This window comes from Streptomyces sp. P3, assembly GCF_003032475.1.
In the GTDB taxonomy this organism is placed as follows: Bacteria; Actinomycetota; Actinomycetes; order Streptomycetales; family Streptomycetaceae; genus Streptomyces.
This window is the reverse complement of the sequence record NZ_CP028369.1, coordinates 2,604,275-2,619,957: the sequence shown is the minus strand read 5'-3', so window position 1 is coordinate 2,619,957 and position 15,683 is coordinate 2,604,275. Positions and strand designations below refer to the sequence as shown.

Below are 15,683 nucleotides of genomic sequence, written 5' to 3'. Positions count from 1 at the left end.
TCGGGAGTGAGAGACCGGCCCCGAAACACCCGAGGTCGACCCCGTTCGGCTTACGGCGCCCACCAGTTGCCTCCCGACGCGCCGTCAGGCGTCTGGACCGTCGGCCACATGCTCTTGCTGACCGCCGGCCCGCCGTTGCCGTCGCCCGCGTACCAACGCAGGTCGCCGTTGGCCATCGGCGCGGCGGGGTCTGCCTTCCCGTCGCCGTTGAAGTCAGGGCCGAGGACAGGCCGGACTGTGGTCCAGGTCCTGCCGGGCCGCATGGAGACAGCCCTGTCGAATGTTCCCTCCGGAAAGGAGCCGAAGGCGGCACGATCGTCACCGTTGAGCCGTCGGCGAGGCCATCCTTCCGAAGTACCGCGACAAGGACGGGGGGTGGTACTTCCACGTGGTGGTGGTCTACAACGGCCGTGTCTACGACGCCTGGACCGGCCGGGGCGGGGACACCATCGCCGAGTACAAAGCCCAGTGGGCGAAGCACAACCTAATCGACTTCGGGTTCTAGGGGACGAATGACTGACAGGACGACCATCGAGGTGTTGCGGGACAACCCGGAGGGGCATGGCCTGAACAACACCTACTACGCGACAGCCATGTTTCTCACAGGGATGGACGTCGGCGGCTCTGGTGGAATTCTGCGCGGCTTCACCGAGTGGCTGGTCGTCCGCAGGGGTGAGTGCAGCAGCTTCTACTGGCACAAGCTCGTCCTGCTGGACTTCTTCCCCGACTTGGACCTCGGAGGCTGGAAGGACCCGGATCACCTGACCCCGCAGCAGCACGAGCGGGTCGTGCGGCACCTGTTCTCGCTCGTCCTTGAGTTCCTGGACGTCCGGGACGACCCGTGGGAGCTGGGTCGAATGTATGCACGACACCGCACCATGTACGCGCACGTCCTGGAGTGACGAAACCGCCGTGACGGGGACGGACAGGGCTGCCCCACCGGATATTCACCGGTGGGGCAGCCCTCTCTGGCCGACGGTCCGTCCGTCTCTCAGTCGAACCAGCGGTCGCGGGCCAGTTCCTGAGTGCGGGTCGGGTCCTCCAGCAGGGCCGCGACCTCGAACCGGCGCGGCCACTGCCCGGCCGCCCAGGCGAGGCCGGCGGCGATGCCCTCCAGGGTGGCGGCGTGCAGGACTCCGCCGTCCGTCAGCCGCCAGTCGATCTCCACGCCGTCGACGACCAGTTCCTCGTGCTCGACGTAGGTGGCGGGTGTGCGCGATCCGAGGAGCACCCGCACCGGCTCCGGCACGTCGTGCTCGGCGCCCTCGGAGTCGACCTCGCCCGTGACGGACTCGCTCAGCCGCCGCACCTGGAACAGCTCGGCCAGTTCGGCGGCCCGCGACGGCCGCACGGGCAGCAGCGGGACACCCTGCGTGAAGGGGAGCAGATCGGGTGAGTCGACGACCACGGCGTCGGCCGCGTCCACCACCTCCACCCGGCCGTCCACGACGGCCCTCAGCTCGTCGGGCAGGGTGACCTGCTCCGGATCCAACTCCGCCAACGCCCCGTACAGGCCGTGCAGTTGCGCGGAGGTGACGGGACGCTCCGGATCGGCGAGACGGTCCAGCAGCTCGGCGGCGCCGCCGGGCTCGTCCAGGAGGGCGGCCACCGAGGTGCGCACCCCCAGGGCCCGCAGCACCTGCTCGTCGTCGAAGCCCGTGGCGTCGGCCTCGTCGTACAGGCCGCGCAGCAGCGGGTCGCCGCCGAAGGCCAGGAGTCCGGCCGGGCGGCGGCCGTCGAGAACCGGGTTCCCACGCAGCCACCAGGCCGTGTACGGCCGTACCGTCTCATGGGTGCCGTCGGGCAGCAGGACGCGCAGCGGCTGCACGAGGGCGTCCCGCAGCGGCGGCCGCGCGAGCAGGGCGAGCGCCTGCGGCCAGCGGTCCTCGTCGACCAGGTCGAGGTCACGCACGGCGACCAGCTCGGTGGCGACCGGAGGCACCGGGCTGTCGGGGAAGCGGTCGAGGACGTCCTCGCACCACACGTCGACGGCGTCCAGCAGCCCAGCGTCGTCCGGCTCGGCGAAGTCCCCGTCCCGGGGCTCCAGTTCGTCCGGGTCGAGGACGACGTCGGTGGCGCGGACCAGCGCGAAGTCGGCGAGGACGCCGCAGGCCGCGAGCGGCTGCTCGCCCCACTTCTCCGCCAACTCCGCGTCGACGAAAACGACTTCGCCTTCCCGGATGACGGAGGCGAACGCGCTGCCGGGCAGCACGAGCTCACCGGCGGGCGCCAGTTCACCCTCCTCGTCCGGCAGCGCGAGCGCACCGAGCCACGGCTCGTCGCCGGGCTCCAGACCCGCGTCCCGCACGAGCGCGAGGACCGCGTCGGCGAGCTCCTCGGCGTCCGGGGCGCCCTGGTCGTCCCACGCGCCGCCGTCGTCGTCCAGGGACGCGGCGACAGCCGCCCGCACCTGCGGGGTGGTCAGGACGGCCCGCGGGGTGGCGGGCAGGGCGCCCAGCTTCTCCAGCAGCGGATGCGCGGCGTCCTCATGGGCGACCTTGAGGCCGAGCCGGCCGAGGACGTCCGCGTCGAGGCCGGCCGAGTCCGGGGTGGGCAGCAGCACCTGGCGCGGGCCGATGGCGGTCCGCCTTGCGCCACCGGCGCCGAAGGCCTGCGAGTCGCCCCCGGCGAGCGGCACGGGCAGCCCGGTGAGCCGGTCCGGGTCGACCCCGGCCAGACTGTCGTAGAGCCGGTGCCACCAGCCCGGCTCCTTGTCCAGACCGGCCAGCCGGTCGACGACGTCCGCGAGCGGGATCCGGGCGACGCCGAGCGTGCGCAGCTCCACGCGCCGCTCGAGACCGGCGGGCAGCAGCGTCGGCAGCACCTCCGCCAGCACCCGCACCGTGTCGGCGCCCGCGCCCTCGACGACCTCGGCGTCCCGGGGGCGCAGGGCCTCCGGCAGCCCCACCGCGACCTCGCCCTCGTCCCCACGCTCCTCCGCGCCCTCCTCCGGCGCGGGCGCGACGGCCGGCGGCAGGAACGCGGTGCGCGGCAGCAGCTCCAGGACGGCCTGGCGCAACGCCCCGTCCAGCGCGCCCCGGCCCAGCGGGCCGGGCACGAGATCGATGATCCCCGGGCCCACCGGCCGCCAGCCGGCGAGGAGTTCGGCGTACGCCTGGGCCGCGCGCCGCACCAGATGGTCGGTCAGCGGACCCGGCGCCGCATGACGACGGGTGGTGTCGAGCGGGAAGGACGCGATCAGCAGGGCGGGCAGACCCAGCGGCTCGTCGCTGGGGGTGGGCGCGTGGACGACCGGCGTGGTGCGGGGCGCCACGGGCGCGCCCTCGTCGTCGACGGGCACCGCCCAGGTGACCGACCAGTGGGGCCGCAGCCGCTCCTCCACCGGACGGTCGGCGAGCAGTTCGGGGCCGAGGGGGCCGTGCGCGGCGGCGGTCCGCCACCGGGTGACTCCGCGCTCACTGTCGGTGACGACGGTCAGGTCGCCGTCGGCGGAACGACGCAGGGTGCGCGCGGCGCCGTCCCCGACCTCGATGACGACCTCCTCCAGCCCCGGCAGGGCGAGCAGGAGGGCGTCGTCGACCGCGATGAGCAGCCTCTCGGCGAGATCGGCCGCGGCGGCGTCGCGCAGCGGGAGGATGACGGCCGTGTCGTACGGGTCGGGGGCGGTGCCCTGGGCCGCGAAGGGCAGTCGCAGCAGGGGCACGTGTCCGTCCCGCCGCCGCACCTCGTCACCGAGGCCCGGACTGTGCCGGGCGGTCTCGGAGGCGAGCGACCGGGCCTCGGCCAGGTCCCAGCGGACACCGCCGTACCGGCCGACCACGGCCGGCTCGTCGGTGACCGCGAGGACGGCGGCGAAACCGACGCCGAACCGCCCGACGGCCACGGCGGACTGCCGTTCCTCCCGCTTGGCGGACGCCCGCAGCGTGGCGAGGGACTCCACGCCCGCGGCGTCCAGATGCGCGCCGGTGTTGGCCGCGACGAGAACGCCGTCCCGCAGGGTGAGGCGCAGCCGCCCCGGCACCCCGCCCCGGGCCGCGGCGTCGGCGGCGTTCTGCGCCAGCTCGACGACGAGCCGGTCCCGGTACCCGCCGAGGACGAGATCCTCCTCGGCGTTGGCGTCCTCCCGGAAGCGGGCGGGACTGGTGGCCCAGGCGTCCAGCACTCCACGGCGCAGGCGTGCCGTGCCGAACGGATCCGCGCCCTCGGGCGCCGGCCGCACGAACTTGCTCACGTTCACTCTTCTCCTCGGCGTGAGGACGAAGGTACCGCTCACGGAAGCGACCGTGTCCCCCGCTCCGGCCGGGTCCGGCCTGCGGAGGAGGGCGAGGCGCTACGAGTGGCCGAGCTCCGCCGCCTCCTCGTCGGCCGCGGTCGGGACCGAGCCCGAGTCGGCGGCCGGGCGCAGCGGGAACGGGTCGACGCGGTTCTCGTCGATCACCGGCGGGGCGGGCCGGGGCGGCGTGGGCATCACCGCCGCCTCCGAGTGGCCGCCGCAGCCGTACGCCAGGGAGACCACCCGCCCGTCGGCCGGGGAGAACTCGTTGGCGCAGACACCGAAGGCCTGCCCCAGCGAGCCGCCGATGCGGGCGAGGAAACCGCAGCTCACACAGGACGCGGGGGCCGCCTGGGCCATGGGCGTCTTGGGACCGAAGCCGTCCTCCCAGCGGTCGGCGGCGGTGTGCAGACCGTAACGGGACAGCACCCGGGCCCGGCGCAGGCCCAGCTCCTCGGCCACCGCGGCGATCGTGCCCCGGACCGGGATCGTGGGCAGCTTCGCCGGCGCGGCCGGCGTCACGTCCGCGTCCTCCGCCTCGGCCAGCTGCGCCATCTCCTCGGAGACGGGCGAGTTCGGCAGCGGCTCGTCCTCCCCGCTGTAGCCGGGCTCCAGGCGCAGATCCTCCGCGTCCGTGGGCAGCAGGTCGCCGGGCCCCATGTCGCCGGGGCGCAGTCGCTCGCTCCACGGCACCCACTCGGGCGCCAGGACCGCGTCGGGGCCGGGGAGGAGCACCACCTCGTCGAGGGTGACGATCTTGGCGCGGGACGCCCGCGCCACCGTCGCCGCCCAGCGCCAGCCCCGGTAGCCCAGTTCCTTGCACTCGAAGTAGTGGGTGACCACACGGTCGCCCTCCGAGACGAGGCCCGCGTGCTCACCGACCACGCCGGGGGCGGCTGCCTCCTCGGCTGCGGCGCGGGCGAGGTCGACGGCCTCGGCGCACAGGCGGTCGGGGGTGCGGCTTCGCGTGGTCGCTGCGCTCACAGGTATCGCTTCTCTCCTACGCCGTCTCTCGGTGCGCCCCTCAAGGCGGCGGGTGCGGACGGAGCGGCTGGGAGTACCTCCCAGGCCTGAGGCACTGGGGGAGCGCCGCGTCGACGTCCGCGCCCGATCGCGCTCGGGCGCGCCTGCTGTCATCCATTCTGCGGGATGGCCGGGAGGCGCGCGGCCGAGAACAATCGCCACGGCGCGCTACGCACGCTACCTTCTCGCGGACGCTCGGCCTACACCGACGGGACGTTTCCCACCCACCGAAAGCCCCCGAAGACCTCCCGAAGGCGCTTCGAAGACCTCCTGAAGGTTTCTCGAACCCCTCCCGAACTCCTGGCGAAGCCTTCCCGAACCCCTTCCGAACCCCTGGCGAAACCTTCCCGAACCCGTCCGGAAGTGTCCCTGAGCACGCCCGGAACCGCCCGCAGGCCTCCCGGGGAGATCCCGGGCCCCTCCGGAAGTCCTCCCGGGGCTCTGCGAAGGCTCTCGACGAGACCCCCGTCCGCATCCCTTCCCCCCGGCCCTCCTCGGCCCTCCTCGGCCCCCCTCGGCCCCCGCCCGGCCCCGCCGGCCCGCCCCGCGGAACACCTCCGGCACACCTCCCGACCGGCCCGGCGCGCCGACCGTCACACGGCCATACGCGCGGTAACCGCACTATGCACGGCTTTCTCGGGGCACTATGACGGGGTGGCAGCCGCGAGAACACCCCAGGGCGCCACCGGGATCGGTGCGACGAAGGGGACCAAGGGGAGGGGCAGAGTGAGCGGTTCGGGCCGGAGGAGCGGGTCCGTCCGCGCGATCGGCCGTGCCCTGCACTTCCCGTTCACCGGCACCGCCCGCGGGATCAGGAAGGCGACCCACGCGCACGGCGCCGGCGAGTCCGGCCTCGGCAAGCTGATCGAACTGCACGGGGTGAACGGCGCCGGCGACGTCATGATCACCGTCGCGCTCGCCTCCACCGTGTTCTTCTCCGTGCCCACCGACGAGGCGCGCGGCCGCGTCGCCCTCTACCTCGCCATCACCATGGCCCCCTTCACCGTCCTCGCCCCGGTGATCGGCCCGCTGCTGGACCGGCTCCCGCACGGGCGGCGCGCCGCCATGGCCGGGGCGATGCTGGCCCGGGCGCTCCTGGCGCTCGTCCTGTCCGGCGCCGTCGCCACCGGCAGCATCGAGCTGTATCCGGCCGCGCTCGGCGTGCTGGTCTCCTCCAAGGCGTACGGAGTCGTCCGCAGCGCCGTCGTGCCCCGACTGCTGCCTCCTGGGTTCTCCCTGGTCAAAGCCAACTCACGGGTCACCCTGGGCGGGCTTCTCGCCACCGGTGTCGCCGCGCCCGTCGGAGCGGGACTGCAGGCGCTCGGCCCGCGCTACCCGCTCTACGGCGCCTTCGTCATCTTCGTGGCGGGGACGTTCCTGTCCTTCTCGCTCCCCCGCAAGGTCGACTCCGCCAAGGGCGAGGACGTGGCCCTGCTCGCCGCCGACGAGCAGCATCTGCACGGCCCGCACCGGCAGCAGCAGAAGCGGCCCGGCCTGCGGACGGTCGGCATCGCCGTCACGCACGCCCTCGGCGCCAACGCGGCCCTGCGCTGGCTGTCCGGGTTCCTGACCTTCTTCCTGGCGTTCCTGCTGCGCGAGCACCCGATCACCGGACAGAGCGCGGCCGTGTCGCTGGGCATGGTGGCCGTCTCGGCCGGCCTGGGCAACGCGCTCGGCACGGCCGTCGGGGCGTGGCTGCGCTCCAGAGCACCAGAGGTGATCATCGTCGCCGTCGTCGCCGTCGTGCTCGGCGCGACGATCACGGCGGCCGCGTTCTTCGGCGCGTTCCTGGTGGCCTGTCTGGCGGCGGTCGCCGGCTTCTCCCAGGCCCTCGCCAAGCTGTCCCTGGACGCGCTGATCCAGCGGGACGTCCCGGAACTGGTCCGCACCTCGGCCTTCGCCCGCTCCGAGACGATGCTCCAGGTGTGCTGGGTGTTCGGCGGCGCGGTCGGCATCGTCATGCCGCTGAACGGCGCGCTGGGCCTGTCGGTGGCCGCCGTGGTCCTCGCGCTGGGCTGGGCGACGACCGTCCGCGGCCTGCTGTCCTCGGCGCGGCACGGCGGCGGCGCGAAGCCCCGCGTGGCGTAACCGCGCGGCGTGACACACAGCCACGCCGCACCCCACGTAAAGGGACGGCCGGGCGCGCCCGATAGCCTTCCGCCATGACCACGATGACCCGCGGCGGAGCCGCTGATGTACCTGGCGCTGTGCGACGCCGCCGCGTCGTCGCCGCCGCCGGCGCCGTTTGTGCCGGCCTGCTCGTCCTGTCGGCCTGCGACAAGCCGACGCCGCTGTCCACGATCACCGTCGGCCGCGACTCGGTCAGCAGCGAGGCCACCTGCGGCGGAGAGGGCGACACCCTCAAGGCCGCCGATCTGGCGAAGTGCCTCGCGGACAAGGACATCAAGTCCATCAGCGTCGACCCGGACGAGACCGTCCGCTTCGGCGTCGACCCCGACGTGGCCGACAAGCGCTGGACGATCCTGATGAACGGCCAGCCGCTCACCGAGGACAGCGACAAGACCTACCGCACGATCCCGGGCAGCGTGTTCTTCAACGCCCAGTACGGCGCCCAGGGCGACTCCACCCTCGTCACCATCAAGGCGGGCGACGGCAAGAAGCAGAGCCAGGCGGCGACCGGCCTGTGGTCCTTCAAGCTCAAGAAGGACGACTAGTCACGTCCCCCGCACGCGTCCTCGTGGCCACCGCGGTCCCCGCCGAGCGGGACGCGGTGGCCCGGGCGTTCCCCGAGCCCGGCCGGGAGCTGCACCTGCCCGGCGTCACCGTGCACCGGCTGCAGGGCCCGGCCGGGACCTGTGACCTGCTCGCGGCCGGGGTGGGCCCCGCGCTCGCCGCCGCGTCCGTCTCCGCCGCGCTGACCGCCGCACGGTACGAGGGCGCCCCGTACGGCCTGGTCGTCTCGGCCGGCATCGCGGGCGGCTTCCTGCCCGAGGCGCCCGTCGCCTCCCTCGTCGTCGCCGACCGGATCACCGCCGCCGACCTGGGCGCGGAGTCCGCGGACGGCTTCCTGCCGGTCACCGAGCTGGGCTTCGGCAGGGTCACCCACGTCCCGCCCCGGTCCCTCGTCCGGGCGGCCGCGGACGCCACCGGGGCCGGCGTCGGCACGGTCCTGACCGTCTCCACGGTCACCGGCACCGCCACCCGGGCCGCGGCCCTGCGCGCACGCCACCCCCACGCCCTGGCCGAGGCGATGGAGGGCTTCGGGGTCGCCGAGGCGGCCGACGCGCACGGCGTCGCCGTCGTGGAGATCCGCGCGGTGTCCAACCCCGTCGGCCCCCGTGACCGGGCCGCCTGGCGCATCGGCGACGCGCTGACCGCGCTGACGACGGCGTTCGGGAAGCTGACACCCGTCCTCGAGAGTTGGAACCGGCATGACGACCAGTGAGCGGCCCCTGCGGATCGCGTACTCCCCCTGCCCGAACGACACCTTCGTCTTCGACGCCCTGGCCCACGGCCGGATCCCGGACGCGCCCGCGCTCGACGTGACGTTCGCGGACATCGACATCACCAACGGCATGGCCGAACGCGGCGAGTCGGACGTGCTGAAGGTGTCGTACGCGGTGCTGCCGTACGTCCTCGACACCTACGCGCTGCTGCCGTGCGGGGGCGCGCTGGGCCGGGGCTGCGGGCCGCTGGTGCTGACCCGCGAGGAGGCCGGGACGGGGACGGGCACGGGGAACGCCGTGCGGCCCTTCGGCGGTGCCGGGCTCAGCGGCCGCACGGTCGCCGTGCCGAGCGAACGGTCGACGGCGTACCTGCTGTTCCGGCTGTGGGCGGCGGAGCACGTCCCGGGGGGCGTCGGCGAGATCGTCGTCATGCCGTTCCACGAGATCATGCCCGCCGTGCGCGACGGGAAGGTCGACGCGGGCCTGGTGATCCACGAAGCCCGCTTCACGTACCGGGACTACGGGCTGCACAGGCTCGCGGACATGGGCGAGCACTGGGAGGCCACGACCGGCCTGCCGATCCCGCTGGGCGCGATCATCGCCAGGCGGTCCCTGGGTGCGCGCACCCTCGGCCGGCTCGCCGGCGCGATCCGCGCGTCCGTGCGCGCCGCCTGGGACGACCCGGAGGCCTCCCGGCCGTACGTCATGGAACACGCCCAGGAAATGGATCCGTCCGTCGCCGACCAGCACATCGGTCTGTACGTCAACGAGTTCACGGCCGAACTGGGCGAGGACGGCTACGCGGCGGTACGCGGACTGCTGACCCGCGCGGCGGCCGAGGGACTGCTTCCGCCCCTCGGCCCGGGTGCGCTCGATTTCCCCTGAGGGACCGGCGAGCGCCGGCTCAGACGTCCAACTGGTCGGCGACGGCGCGCAGCAGACCGGCGATCTTCTTTCCGGACGTCTTCTCCGGGTAGCGGCCCTTCTCGAGCATCGGGGTGATGTTCTCGAGAAGGGTGGTCAAATCCTGGACGATGGAGGCCAGTTCGTCGGGCTTCTTGCGCTGCGCCGCGGCGACCGAGGGGGTCGGGTCGAGGATGACGACGGAGAGTGCCTGGTCGCCGCGCTGACCTGCGACGACGCCGAACTCCACACGCTGGCCCGGCTTCAGTGCCTCGACACCGGCGGGGAGGACCGAGGAATGCACGAAGACGTCACCGCCGTCGTCGCGGGAGAGAAAGCCGAAGCCCTTCTCACTGTTAAACCATTTGACCTTGCCAGTCGGCAAAGCACACGCTCCCTCGATCTGTCCTGGACTGGCCCGGACGCGTTGAATTAGCAGTCGTGCAAGCTTACCGGGGGTCTCTCCAACCCAGCACGCCTTAAAACGATGCCGGGCCCCCGCTTACGGCACTGGCCGAAAGTCGTGCGCGGACGCCGGCGCGGCCTCCCGGCCGCCGGGCTCCCGGCCGCCGGGGCCCCTATTGGGCCGCACCCGCGGCGGGCCCGCCGGGCGCTCCCCCTCACTGTCCGATCAACTTGGTTATTCTGGCGGCGAGTTGCCGCGGAAATTCCTTCACGCGGTGCCGTCCCGCTCGTGGTCGCCGTACCGGTTACGGCCCACTCGATTTCCGGAGGCTTCATTGCACAGAACGAGGACGTACACAACAGCTCTGCGGGTCTTCGTGGTCGCCGCCGTGGCAGGAGGCGCGCTGACCGCCGTCGGCGGCACCGCCCAGGCGGCCGTGGACGGCTGCAGCACCTCCATCGCCGACGGCAACAGGGGGTACGGCAGTTGCAGCAGGGGGTTCGGGTCCTATCGCGTCAAGGCGCAGTGCGACTCGCCCAAGTACCCCTACTCCATAACCGTCTACGGCGCGTGGAAGACGCGGAAATCGGTCGGTGACACGCCGGTTTCGTGGGTGGACGGCGACAGGTACGCCTGCCACCTCGTGAAGACCTCGCTGGAAGTGCGTTAGCCGGGTCCTCGGTCCGCCGCGCCGGGGAAGTCCCCCGGTCGTCTCCGCGGGCGGGGAACTACCCTGGTCGGATGCGTGACGAAACCCCAACGAATTCCGCCGCCCCCGGTGACCGACTGATCCGTGCCGGGGCCGTCGTCTTCTTCGTCGGCGCCCTGGCCACCCTGGTCACGGTCGCCCCCCTGTTCCTCGGCTCGACGCCCTTTCCCACGTACATGTTCGGACTGAGCATGCTCATGGGCGTCGGATTCCTGATCGCGGGCGCGGGCGTTCTGCGGTCCGTCGCCGCGGGCCGGCGTCAGGCACGGGCCACGCCCTAGGAGTTCGCCTTCTCGAGGTGGCCGGCCAGCCAGGCGGGGAACTCGGTGAGGTCGGTGAGCACGACGTCCGCGCCGGCCGTCCGCAGGTCCTCCGCGCTGATCGGGCCCGTCGGCACGGTCACGGACAGGGCCCCCGCGGCCCGCGCGCCCAGGACGTCCCCGATGTGGTCGCCGACGTAGACGCTCGCCCCGTGCTCACGCAGCGCCCGGGCCTTCTGCTCGGCCCACAGGTCGCCGATCACCGCGTCGGGCCGCAGGTCCAGGTGCTCCATGTGCAGCCTGGCGTTCGGCTCCCACTTCGCGGTGACGACGATCGCCCGCCCGCCCGCCGCCCGGACCGCCGCGAGGGCCTCACGGGCACCGGGCATCTCGAGGCTGCCGCCGACCGCGAACGCCGGGTAGATCTCCCGGTAGAGACCGGCCACGGCGGGTATCTCCCGCGCGGGGAACCAGTTCCCGATCTCCTCCTCCAGCGGCGGCCCCAGTCGCGTCACCACCAGGTCGGCGTCGACGTGCGTGCCCGTTCTCGCCGACAGCTCCGCCCAGCAGGCCCGGATGCCCGGCCGGGAGTCGATCAGGGTCATGTCGAGGTCGAAGCCGACGGCGAGGGCGGGAGAGACGGTCATGGGGGCCATTCTGTCCGGTGGGCCCGAGCGGCCTCGACCCGCCCGCCCCTCGCGCGACTTCGGTCGCCCCCCCGCGTCTGGGGTTTTCCGCGCGCCGGTCACCGCTGCCGCTGTGAGCGCCAGGCCAGGAAGAGGGCCGAGGCGACGGCGGCGCCCCTGATGACCCAGGGCCAGGTGTCGGCGATCGCGTCGCTCATGTGGCCTTCGGCGACGGGGGCGCCCCAGCGGCCCTCGGAGCGGCCCCACAGCCAGACGAGGCCGGCGGTGAGCGCGAGGCCGGGCAGCCAGAAGACCGCTGCCTTCGTCTCCCGCTCGGACAGCCGGCGTGAGGCGTAGGCGATGAGCCACCCCAGGATCAGCACGAACCAGTTCCCGAGCGCCGCGCCCGCGACCAGACAGCCTGCGGCGATCAGGAGGAGGGGGTTGGCCCAGCGGCGGGCCGGTGCGCCGGCGGCCCGCGAGAGCCTCAGCCGACGGCGGCGGGCGGGGGTGACGGAAGCGCCGTCGTCCGGTGCGGCGCTCTCCTCGACGGCATCGGACTCGGCGTCGTCGGCGTCGTCGGCGTCGTCCTCGCCCTCGGGCTTCGGCCGCGGCGGCGGCTTGAGCAGGTCGGGGATCTCGACTCCGCCGACGAACCCGGGAATGTCCTCGCCGGGGCCGAACGGGGTCGGCTCGTGCAGCCACCAGTCGGGGGCGGCGCCGCCGTCGCCCAGTTCGTGCGCGGGCGCGCGGTGGGGCGGGGACGCCGCGTCGGAGGGGACGTCGGCGGGCGGCGCGGCGCCGGTGCGGGGGCGCGGCACGATCCGCCGGATCCCCTTCGGCCGCTCCGGCCGGTCGGGCCCGTCCGCCCGGCGGGTCCGCCCCGGCTGCTCCGGGTGCCCCGCCGGTTCCGGGTGTTTCTGTTGTTTCTGCTGCTTGGGCTGCTTCTGTTGCCCGGGGGGTTTCGGCTGCGCCCCGCGGTCCCGCTGGACGGGCACGGAGGCCGTCGGCGTCTGCGGCGCGCCACCGCCCTCGGCCGCGGCCGACACGAGGTCGTCGGGGCTGCCGAGGCGGTCGATGATGCGGCGGACGGCGGCGGGCGAGTCGACGGGCGCCTTCGCCCGGCGCCGTTCGATCTCGTTGCGCAGCTCGGAGACGAGCCGCATCCGGGTGGCCGACGACAACTGCCGCTGCTGCGCGACGTCGCCGACGCGGCTCAGATACTCGTAGACGACTTGGTCGCTCTCGATCCCCACGCCGAAGACGCTAGTGCATCGGGGCCCGCGGGTCCGGGGACGACGGCTCCCGAGAGCGTCAACCGCTACCGTGGGCAGAATGAGCACCGAGGACCAGTCGGCCCCCCGGTCCCTCGCGGAAGCGCTCCGCGCCCGGGACGACGCTTCCCTGGCCGCGCTGCTGCGCGCCCGCCCCGACCTGATCACTCCGGTCCCCACCGACCTCACACAGCTCGCCACCCGCGCCGGCACCCGTGCCTCGGTCGTGCGCGCGCTGGAGCGGCTCGACCGGTTCGTGCTGCAGACGGCGGAGGCGCTGGCCGTGGCCGGCGATCCGGCGACCCGCGAGGAGCTGTTCGGTCTGATGGCGGGGGACGCCGGCGATCCGGCCGTGGTCGCCGCCCTCCCCGCGGCGTTGGCGGCCCTGCGCGAGCAGGCGCTGGTGTGGGGCGCGGACGACCGGCTGCGGTTGGTGCGCACCGCCCGTGAGCTGCTGGCGCCGTCCCCGCAGCACCCGTCGCCGACGGGCCTCGGGCCGAGTGTGCGGGAGGCGACGGCGGGCATGTCGCCGGGCCGGATCCAGGAGATCGTGGCGACGCTGGGGCTGCCCTCGACGCACGACTCGGTCTCGGCCGTGGGCGCGCTCACCGCTGTGTTCACCCATCGCCGGAAGATGGCCGCACTGCTGGCGGGGGCGCCCGCCGAGTCCCTCGAGGTGCTGGAGCGGCTGGTGTGGGGGCCGCCGTACGGTCAGGTCACGGCCGACCCGGCGGCCCGGCTGCGCTGGCTGCTCGACCGCGCGCTGCTACTGCCGACGGCGCCCGGGACCGTCGTGCTGCCGCGCGAGGTGGCCCTGCATCTGCGCAGGGGCCGCGCGCACCGGGCGCCCGAACCGGTACCGCCGGCCGTGGAGCCGCTCGCGGTGCACGCGCCGCAGGTGGTGGACGCGACGGCGGCCGGTCAGGCGTACACGGCGCTGGCGACCGTCGAGGAGCTGCTGAAGGACTGGGACGAGGGCGGTCCCGCGGTGCTGCGGGCCAACGGGATCAGCGTCCGCGACCTCAAGCGGACGGCCGTCGCCCTGGACGTGGCCGAGCCGGTGGCCGCGTTCTGGGTCGAGCTGGCGTACGCGGCGGGACTGCTCGCCTCGGACGGCGAGGCCGACGAGCGGTACGCGGCGACCCCGGAGTACGACGAGTGGATGGAGCGGCCGCCGGCCGAGCGGTGGGCACAGCTCGCCGAGGCGTGGCTGGCGGCGACCAGGACCTCGGGGGTGGTCGGCGGCCGGGACATCAAGGAGCGGGCGCTGTCGGCGCTGGGGCCCGGTCTCGACCGGTCCGCCGCGCCCGAGGTGCGCCATCGGGTGCTGACGCTGCTGTCCGCTCTGCCCGAGGGCGGCGCGCCGGACGCGGAGGCGGTGCTGGCCCGGCTGCGCTGGGAGCGTCCGCTGCGCGGCGCACAGGGCGGCACGCCGGGGCCGCAGGGCACGCAGGCGGCGCCCGGGACGCCGGTCCCGCACGGCGCGGCGGGGTTCTCCGGGGCCGCGCAGGGTGACGAGGACCTCCGTTCCCGGCTGGCGCGCTGGACCCTGGCGGAGGCCGAACGGCTGGGCGTGACCGGCCGGGGCGCGCTGTCGGCGCACGGCAGGGCCCTGCTCGGCGCGCCGCCCGCCGTCCGCACCGCGCGGTCCGCCGTGGCCGCCGCTCCGGCCGGCCCGGGCGACAAACTGCCCGCCCATCACCGGGCCGCCACCGCCGTCGCGGCCCCTCTCTCACCGCCCGAGCAGGCCGCGGCCACGGCGGCAGCCGTACGGTTGCTCGCTCCGCTGCTGCCGGAGCCGCTGGACCACGTCCTGCTGCAGGCGGACCTGACCGCGGTCGCGCCGGGCCCGCTGCGGCGGCCGCTGGCCGACGTGCTGAGCGTCCTCGCGGACGTCGAGTCCAAGGGCGGCGCGACCGTCTACCGTTTCACCCCCGGCTCCGTACGGCGCGCCCTGGACGCCGGGCGCAGCGCTTCCGACCTGCACGCCTTCCTCGCCGAGCACTCCCGTACGCCGGTGCCGCAGCCGCTGACCTATCTGATCGACGACGTGGCGCGCCGGCACGGCCATCTGCGGGTGGGCGCGGCCTCGGCGTACGTCCGCTGCGACGACGAGACGATCCTGAACGAGATCCTCGCCGACAAGCGCGCCGCCGGCCTGCGGCTGCGCCGCCTGGCTCCCACGGTGCTCGCGGCGCAGGCCGACCCGGCGACGCTCCTGGACGGCCTGCGGGCGATGGGTTTCGCGCCCGCCGCCGAGTCCGCCGAGGGGGACGTCCTGATCACCCGCGCACTCGCCCACCGCACGCCGCCCCGTACGGCACCCGAGCCGGTGCCGGACGGGCCGCCGATTCCCGACGGCACACTGCTCACCGCGGCGATCCGCGCGGTCCGGGCGGGGGACGCCGCCGCCATCGCCCCGCGCAGGGCGACGGAGGACGCGGCCCCGCTCGCCCCGGGCGAGCTGCCCCGCACCAGTTCCGCCGAGACCCTGGCCACCATGCAGGCCGCCGTCCTCACCGGTGGGGCGCTGTGGATCGGTTACGTCAACGCGGAGGGCTCGGCCAGTCAGCGCGTCATCGCCCCGGTGCGGGTGGAGGGCGGCTTCGTGACGGGGTACGACCACACGGCGGACGAGGTCCGCACGTACCCGCTGCACCGGATCACCGGGGTGGCGGAACTGGCGGACGACTGAGCTTCCGGCGTACGACCGCGTCCCGGCGGACTACCGGGCTCTTGGCGGACTACCGGACCTCTTGGCGGACGACCGCGTCCTCGGCGGCCGTCACGGCTCGGCGGTTCCCGAGGGCCGTCACGGCTCTGCGCTTCCGAGGGCCGTCG

At 74.3% G+C, this 15,683-nt stretch carries 14 protein-coding genes; 8 read left to right on the top strand and 6 right to left on the bottom strand.

Annotation, left to right across the window (positions count from 1 at the left end; genetic code table 11):
- Positions 1-50 precede the first annotated feature (50 nt).
- On the bottom strand, positions 51-263 hold the full coding sequence (locus C6376_RS11835) for a hypothetical protein (RefSeq protein WP_107443372.1): 213 nt from the start codon (positions 261-263) through the stop codon (positions 51-53).
- A gap of 249 nt (positions 264-512) precedes the next feature.
- Between C6376_RS11835 and C6376_RS11830 the strand changes: the two genes are divergently transcribed.
- Positions 513-902, top strand: a complete 390-nt coding sequence (locus C6376_RS11830) for a hypothetical protein (RefSeq protein ID WP_107443371.1) — start codon at positions 513-515, stop codon at positions 900-902.
- Positions 903-991: 89 nt separating this feature from the next.
- On the opposite strand, the gene C6376_RS11825 is transcribed toward C6376_RS11830, so the two are convergent.
- Entirely contained in the window at positions 992-4,192 is a 3,201-nt protein-coding gene (locus C6376_RS11825; protein WP_107448917.1) for a sacsin N-terminal ATP-binding-like domain-containing protein, read from the bottom strand.
- 99 nt (positions 4,193-4,291) lie between these two features.
- Complete coding sequence (locus tag C6376_RS11820) at positions 4,292-5,218, bottom strand: DUF3027 domain-containing protein (protein ID WP_107443370.1); 927 nt, start codon at positions 5,216-5,218, stop codon at positions 4,292-4,294.
- Positions 5,219-5,911: 693 nt separating this feature from the next.
- Here C6376_RS11820 and C6376_RS11815 point away from each other — a divergent pair.
- The 4 genes from C6376_RS11815 (at position 5,912) to C6376_RS11800 (ending at position 9,549) form a co-directional block, all read left to right on the top strand.
- Positions 5,912-7,345, top strand: a complete 1,434-nt coding sequence (locus C6376_RS11815; RefSeq protein ID WP_173985631.1) for an MFS transporter — start codon at positions 5,912-5,914, stop codon at positions 7,343-7,345.
- A 74-nt stretch (positions 7,346-7,419) separates the two neighbouring features.
- On the top strand, positions 7,420-7,932 hold the full coding sequence (locus tag C6376_RS11810; RefSeq protein ID WP_173985630.1) for a DUF2771 domain-containing protein: 513 nt from the start codon (positions 7,420-7,422) through the stop codon (positions 7,930-7,932).
- Positions 7,933-7,955: 23 nt separating this feature from the next.
- Entirely contained in the window at positions 7,956-8,663 is a 708-nt protein-coding gene (locus tag C6376_RS11805; RefSeq protein WP_254075912.1) for a futalosine hydrolase, read from the top strand.
- Complete coding sequence (locus C6376_RS11800; RefSeq protein ID WP_107443367.1) at positions 8,650-9,549, top strand: 1,4-dihydroxy-6-naphthoate synthase; 900 nt, start codon at positions 8,650-8,652, stop codon at positions 9,547-9,549. Before C6376_RS11805 ends, C6376_RS11800 begins: the two co-directional genes overlap by 14 nt.
- Positions 9,550-9,568: 19 nt before the next feature.
- Here the strand turns inward: C6376_RS11800 and C6376_RS46110 are convergent, their stop codons facing one another.
- Complete coding sequence (locus tag C6376_RS46110) at positions 9,569-9,952, bottom strand: cold-shock protein (protein WP_057579095.1); 384 nt, start codon at positions 9,950-9,952, stop codon at positions 9,569-9,571.
- A 355-nt stretch (positions 9,953-10,307) separates the two neighbouring features.
- Here C6376_RS46110 and C6376_RS11790 point away from each other — a divergent pair, with 355 nt between their 5' ends.
- Positions 10,308-10,643: a hypothetical protein gene (locus C6376_RS11790; RefSeq protein WP_159083195.1), complete on the top strand. Its 336-nt coding sequence runs from the start codon at positions 10,308-10,310 to the stop codon at positions 10,641-10,643.
- A gap of 71 nt (positions 10,644-10,714) precedes the next feature.
- Positions 10,715-10,963, top strand: coding sequence for a hypothetical protein (locus C6376_RS11785; protein WP_107443365.1), 249 nt, complete (start codon positions 10,715-10,717; stop codon positions 10,961-10,963).
- Here C6376_RS11785 and C6376_RS11780 read toward each other — a convergent pair.
- Positions 10,960-11,598, bottom strand: a complete 639-nt coding sequence (locus C6376_RS11780) for an HAD family hydrolase (protein WP_107443364.1) — start codon at positions 11,596-11,598, stop codon at positions 10,960-10,962. The genes C6376_RS11785 and C6376_RS11780 overlap by 4 nt on opposite strands.
- A gap of 89 nt (positions 11,599-11,687) precedes the next feature.
- Positions 11,688-12,824 (bottom strand): hypothetical protein, encoded by a 1,137-nt coding sequence (locus tag C6376_RS11775; protein WP_107443363.1) that lies wholly within the window; start codon positions 12,822-12,824, stop codon positions 11,688-11,690.
- Between the two features lie 79 nt (positions 12,825-12,903).
- On the opposite strand from C6376_RS11775, the gene C6376_RS11770 reads away from it, so the two are divergent.
- Complete coding sequence (locus C6376_RS11770; RefSeq protein ID WP_107443362.1) at positions 12,904-15,537, top strand: helicase-associated domain-containing protein; 2,634 nt, start codon at positions 12,904-12,906, stop codon at positions 15,535-15,537.
- Positions 15,538-15,683: the final 146 nt, after the last annotated feature.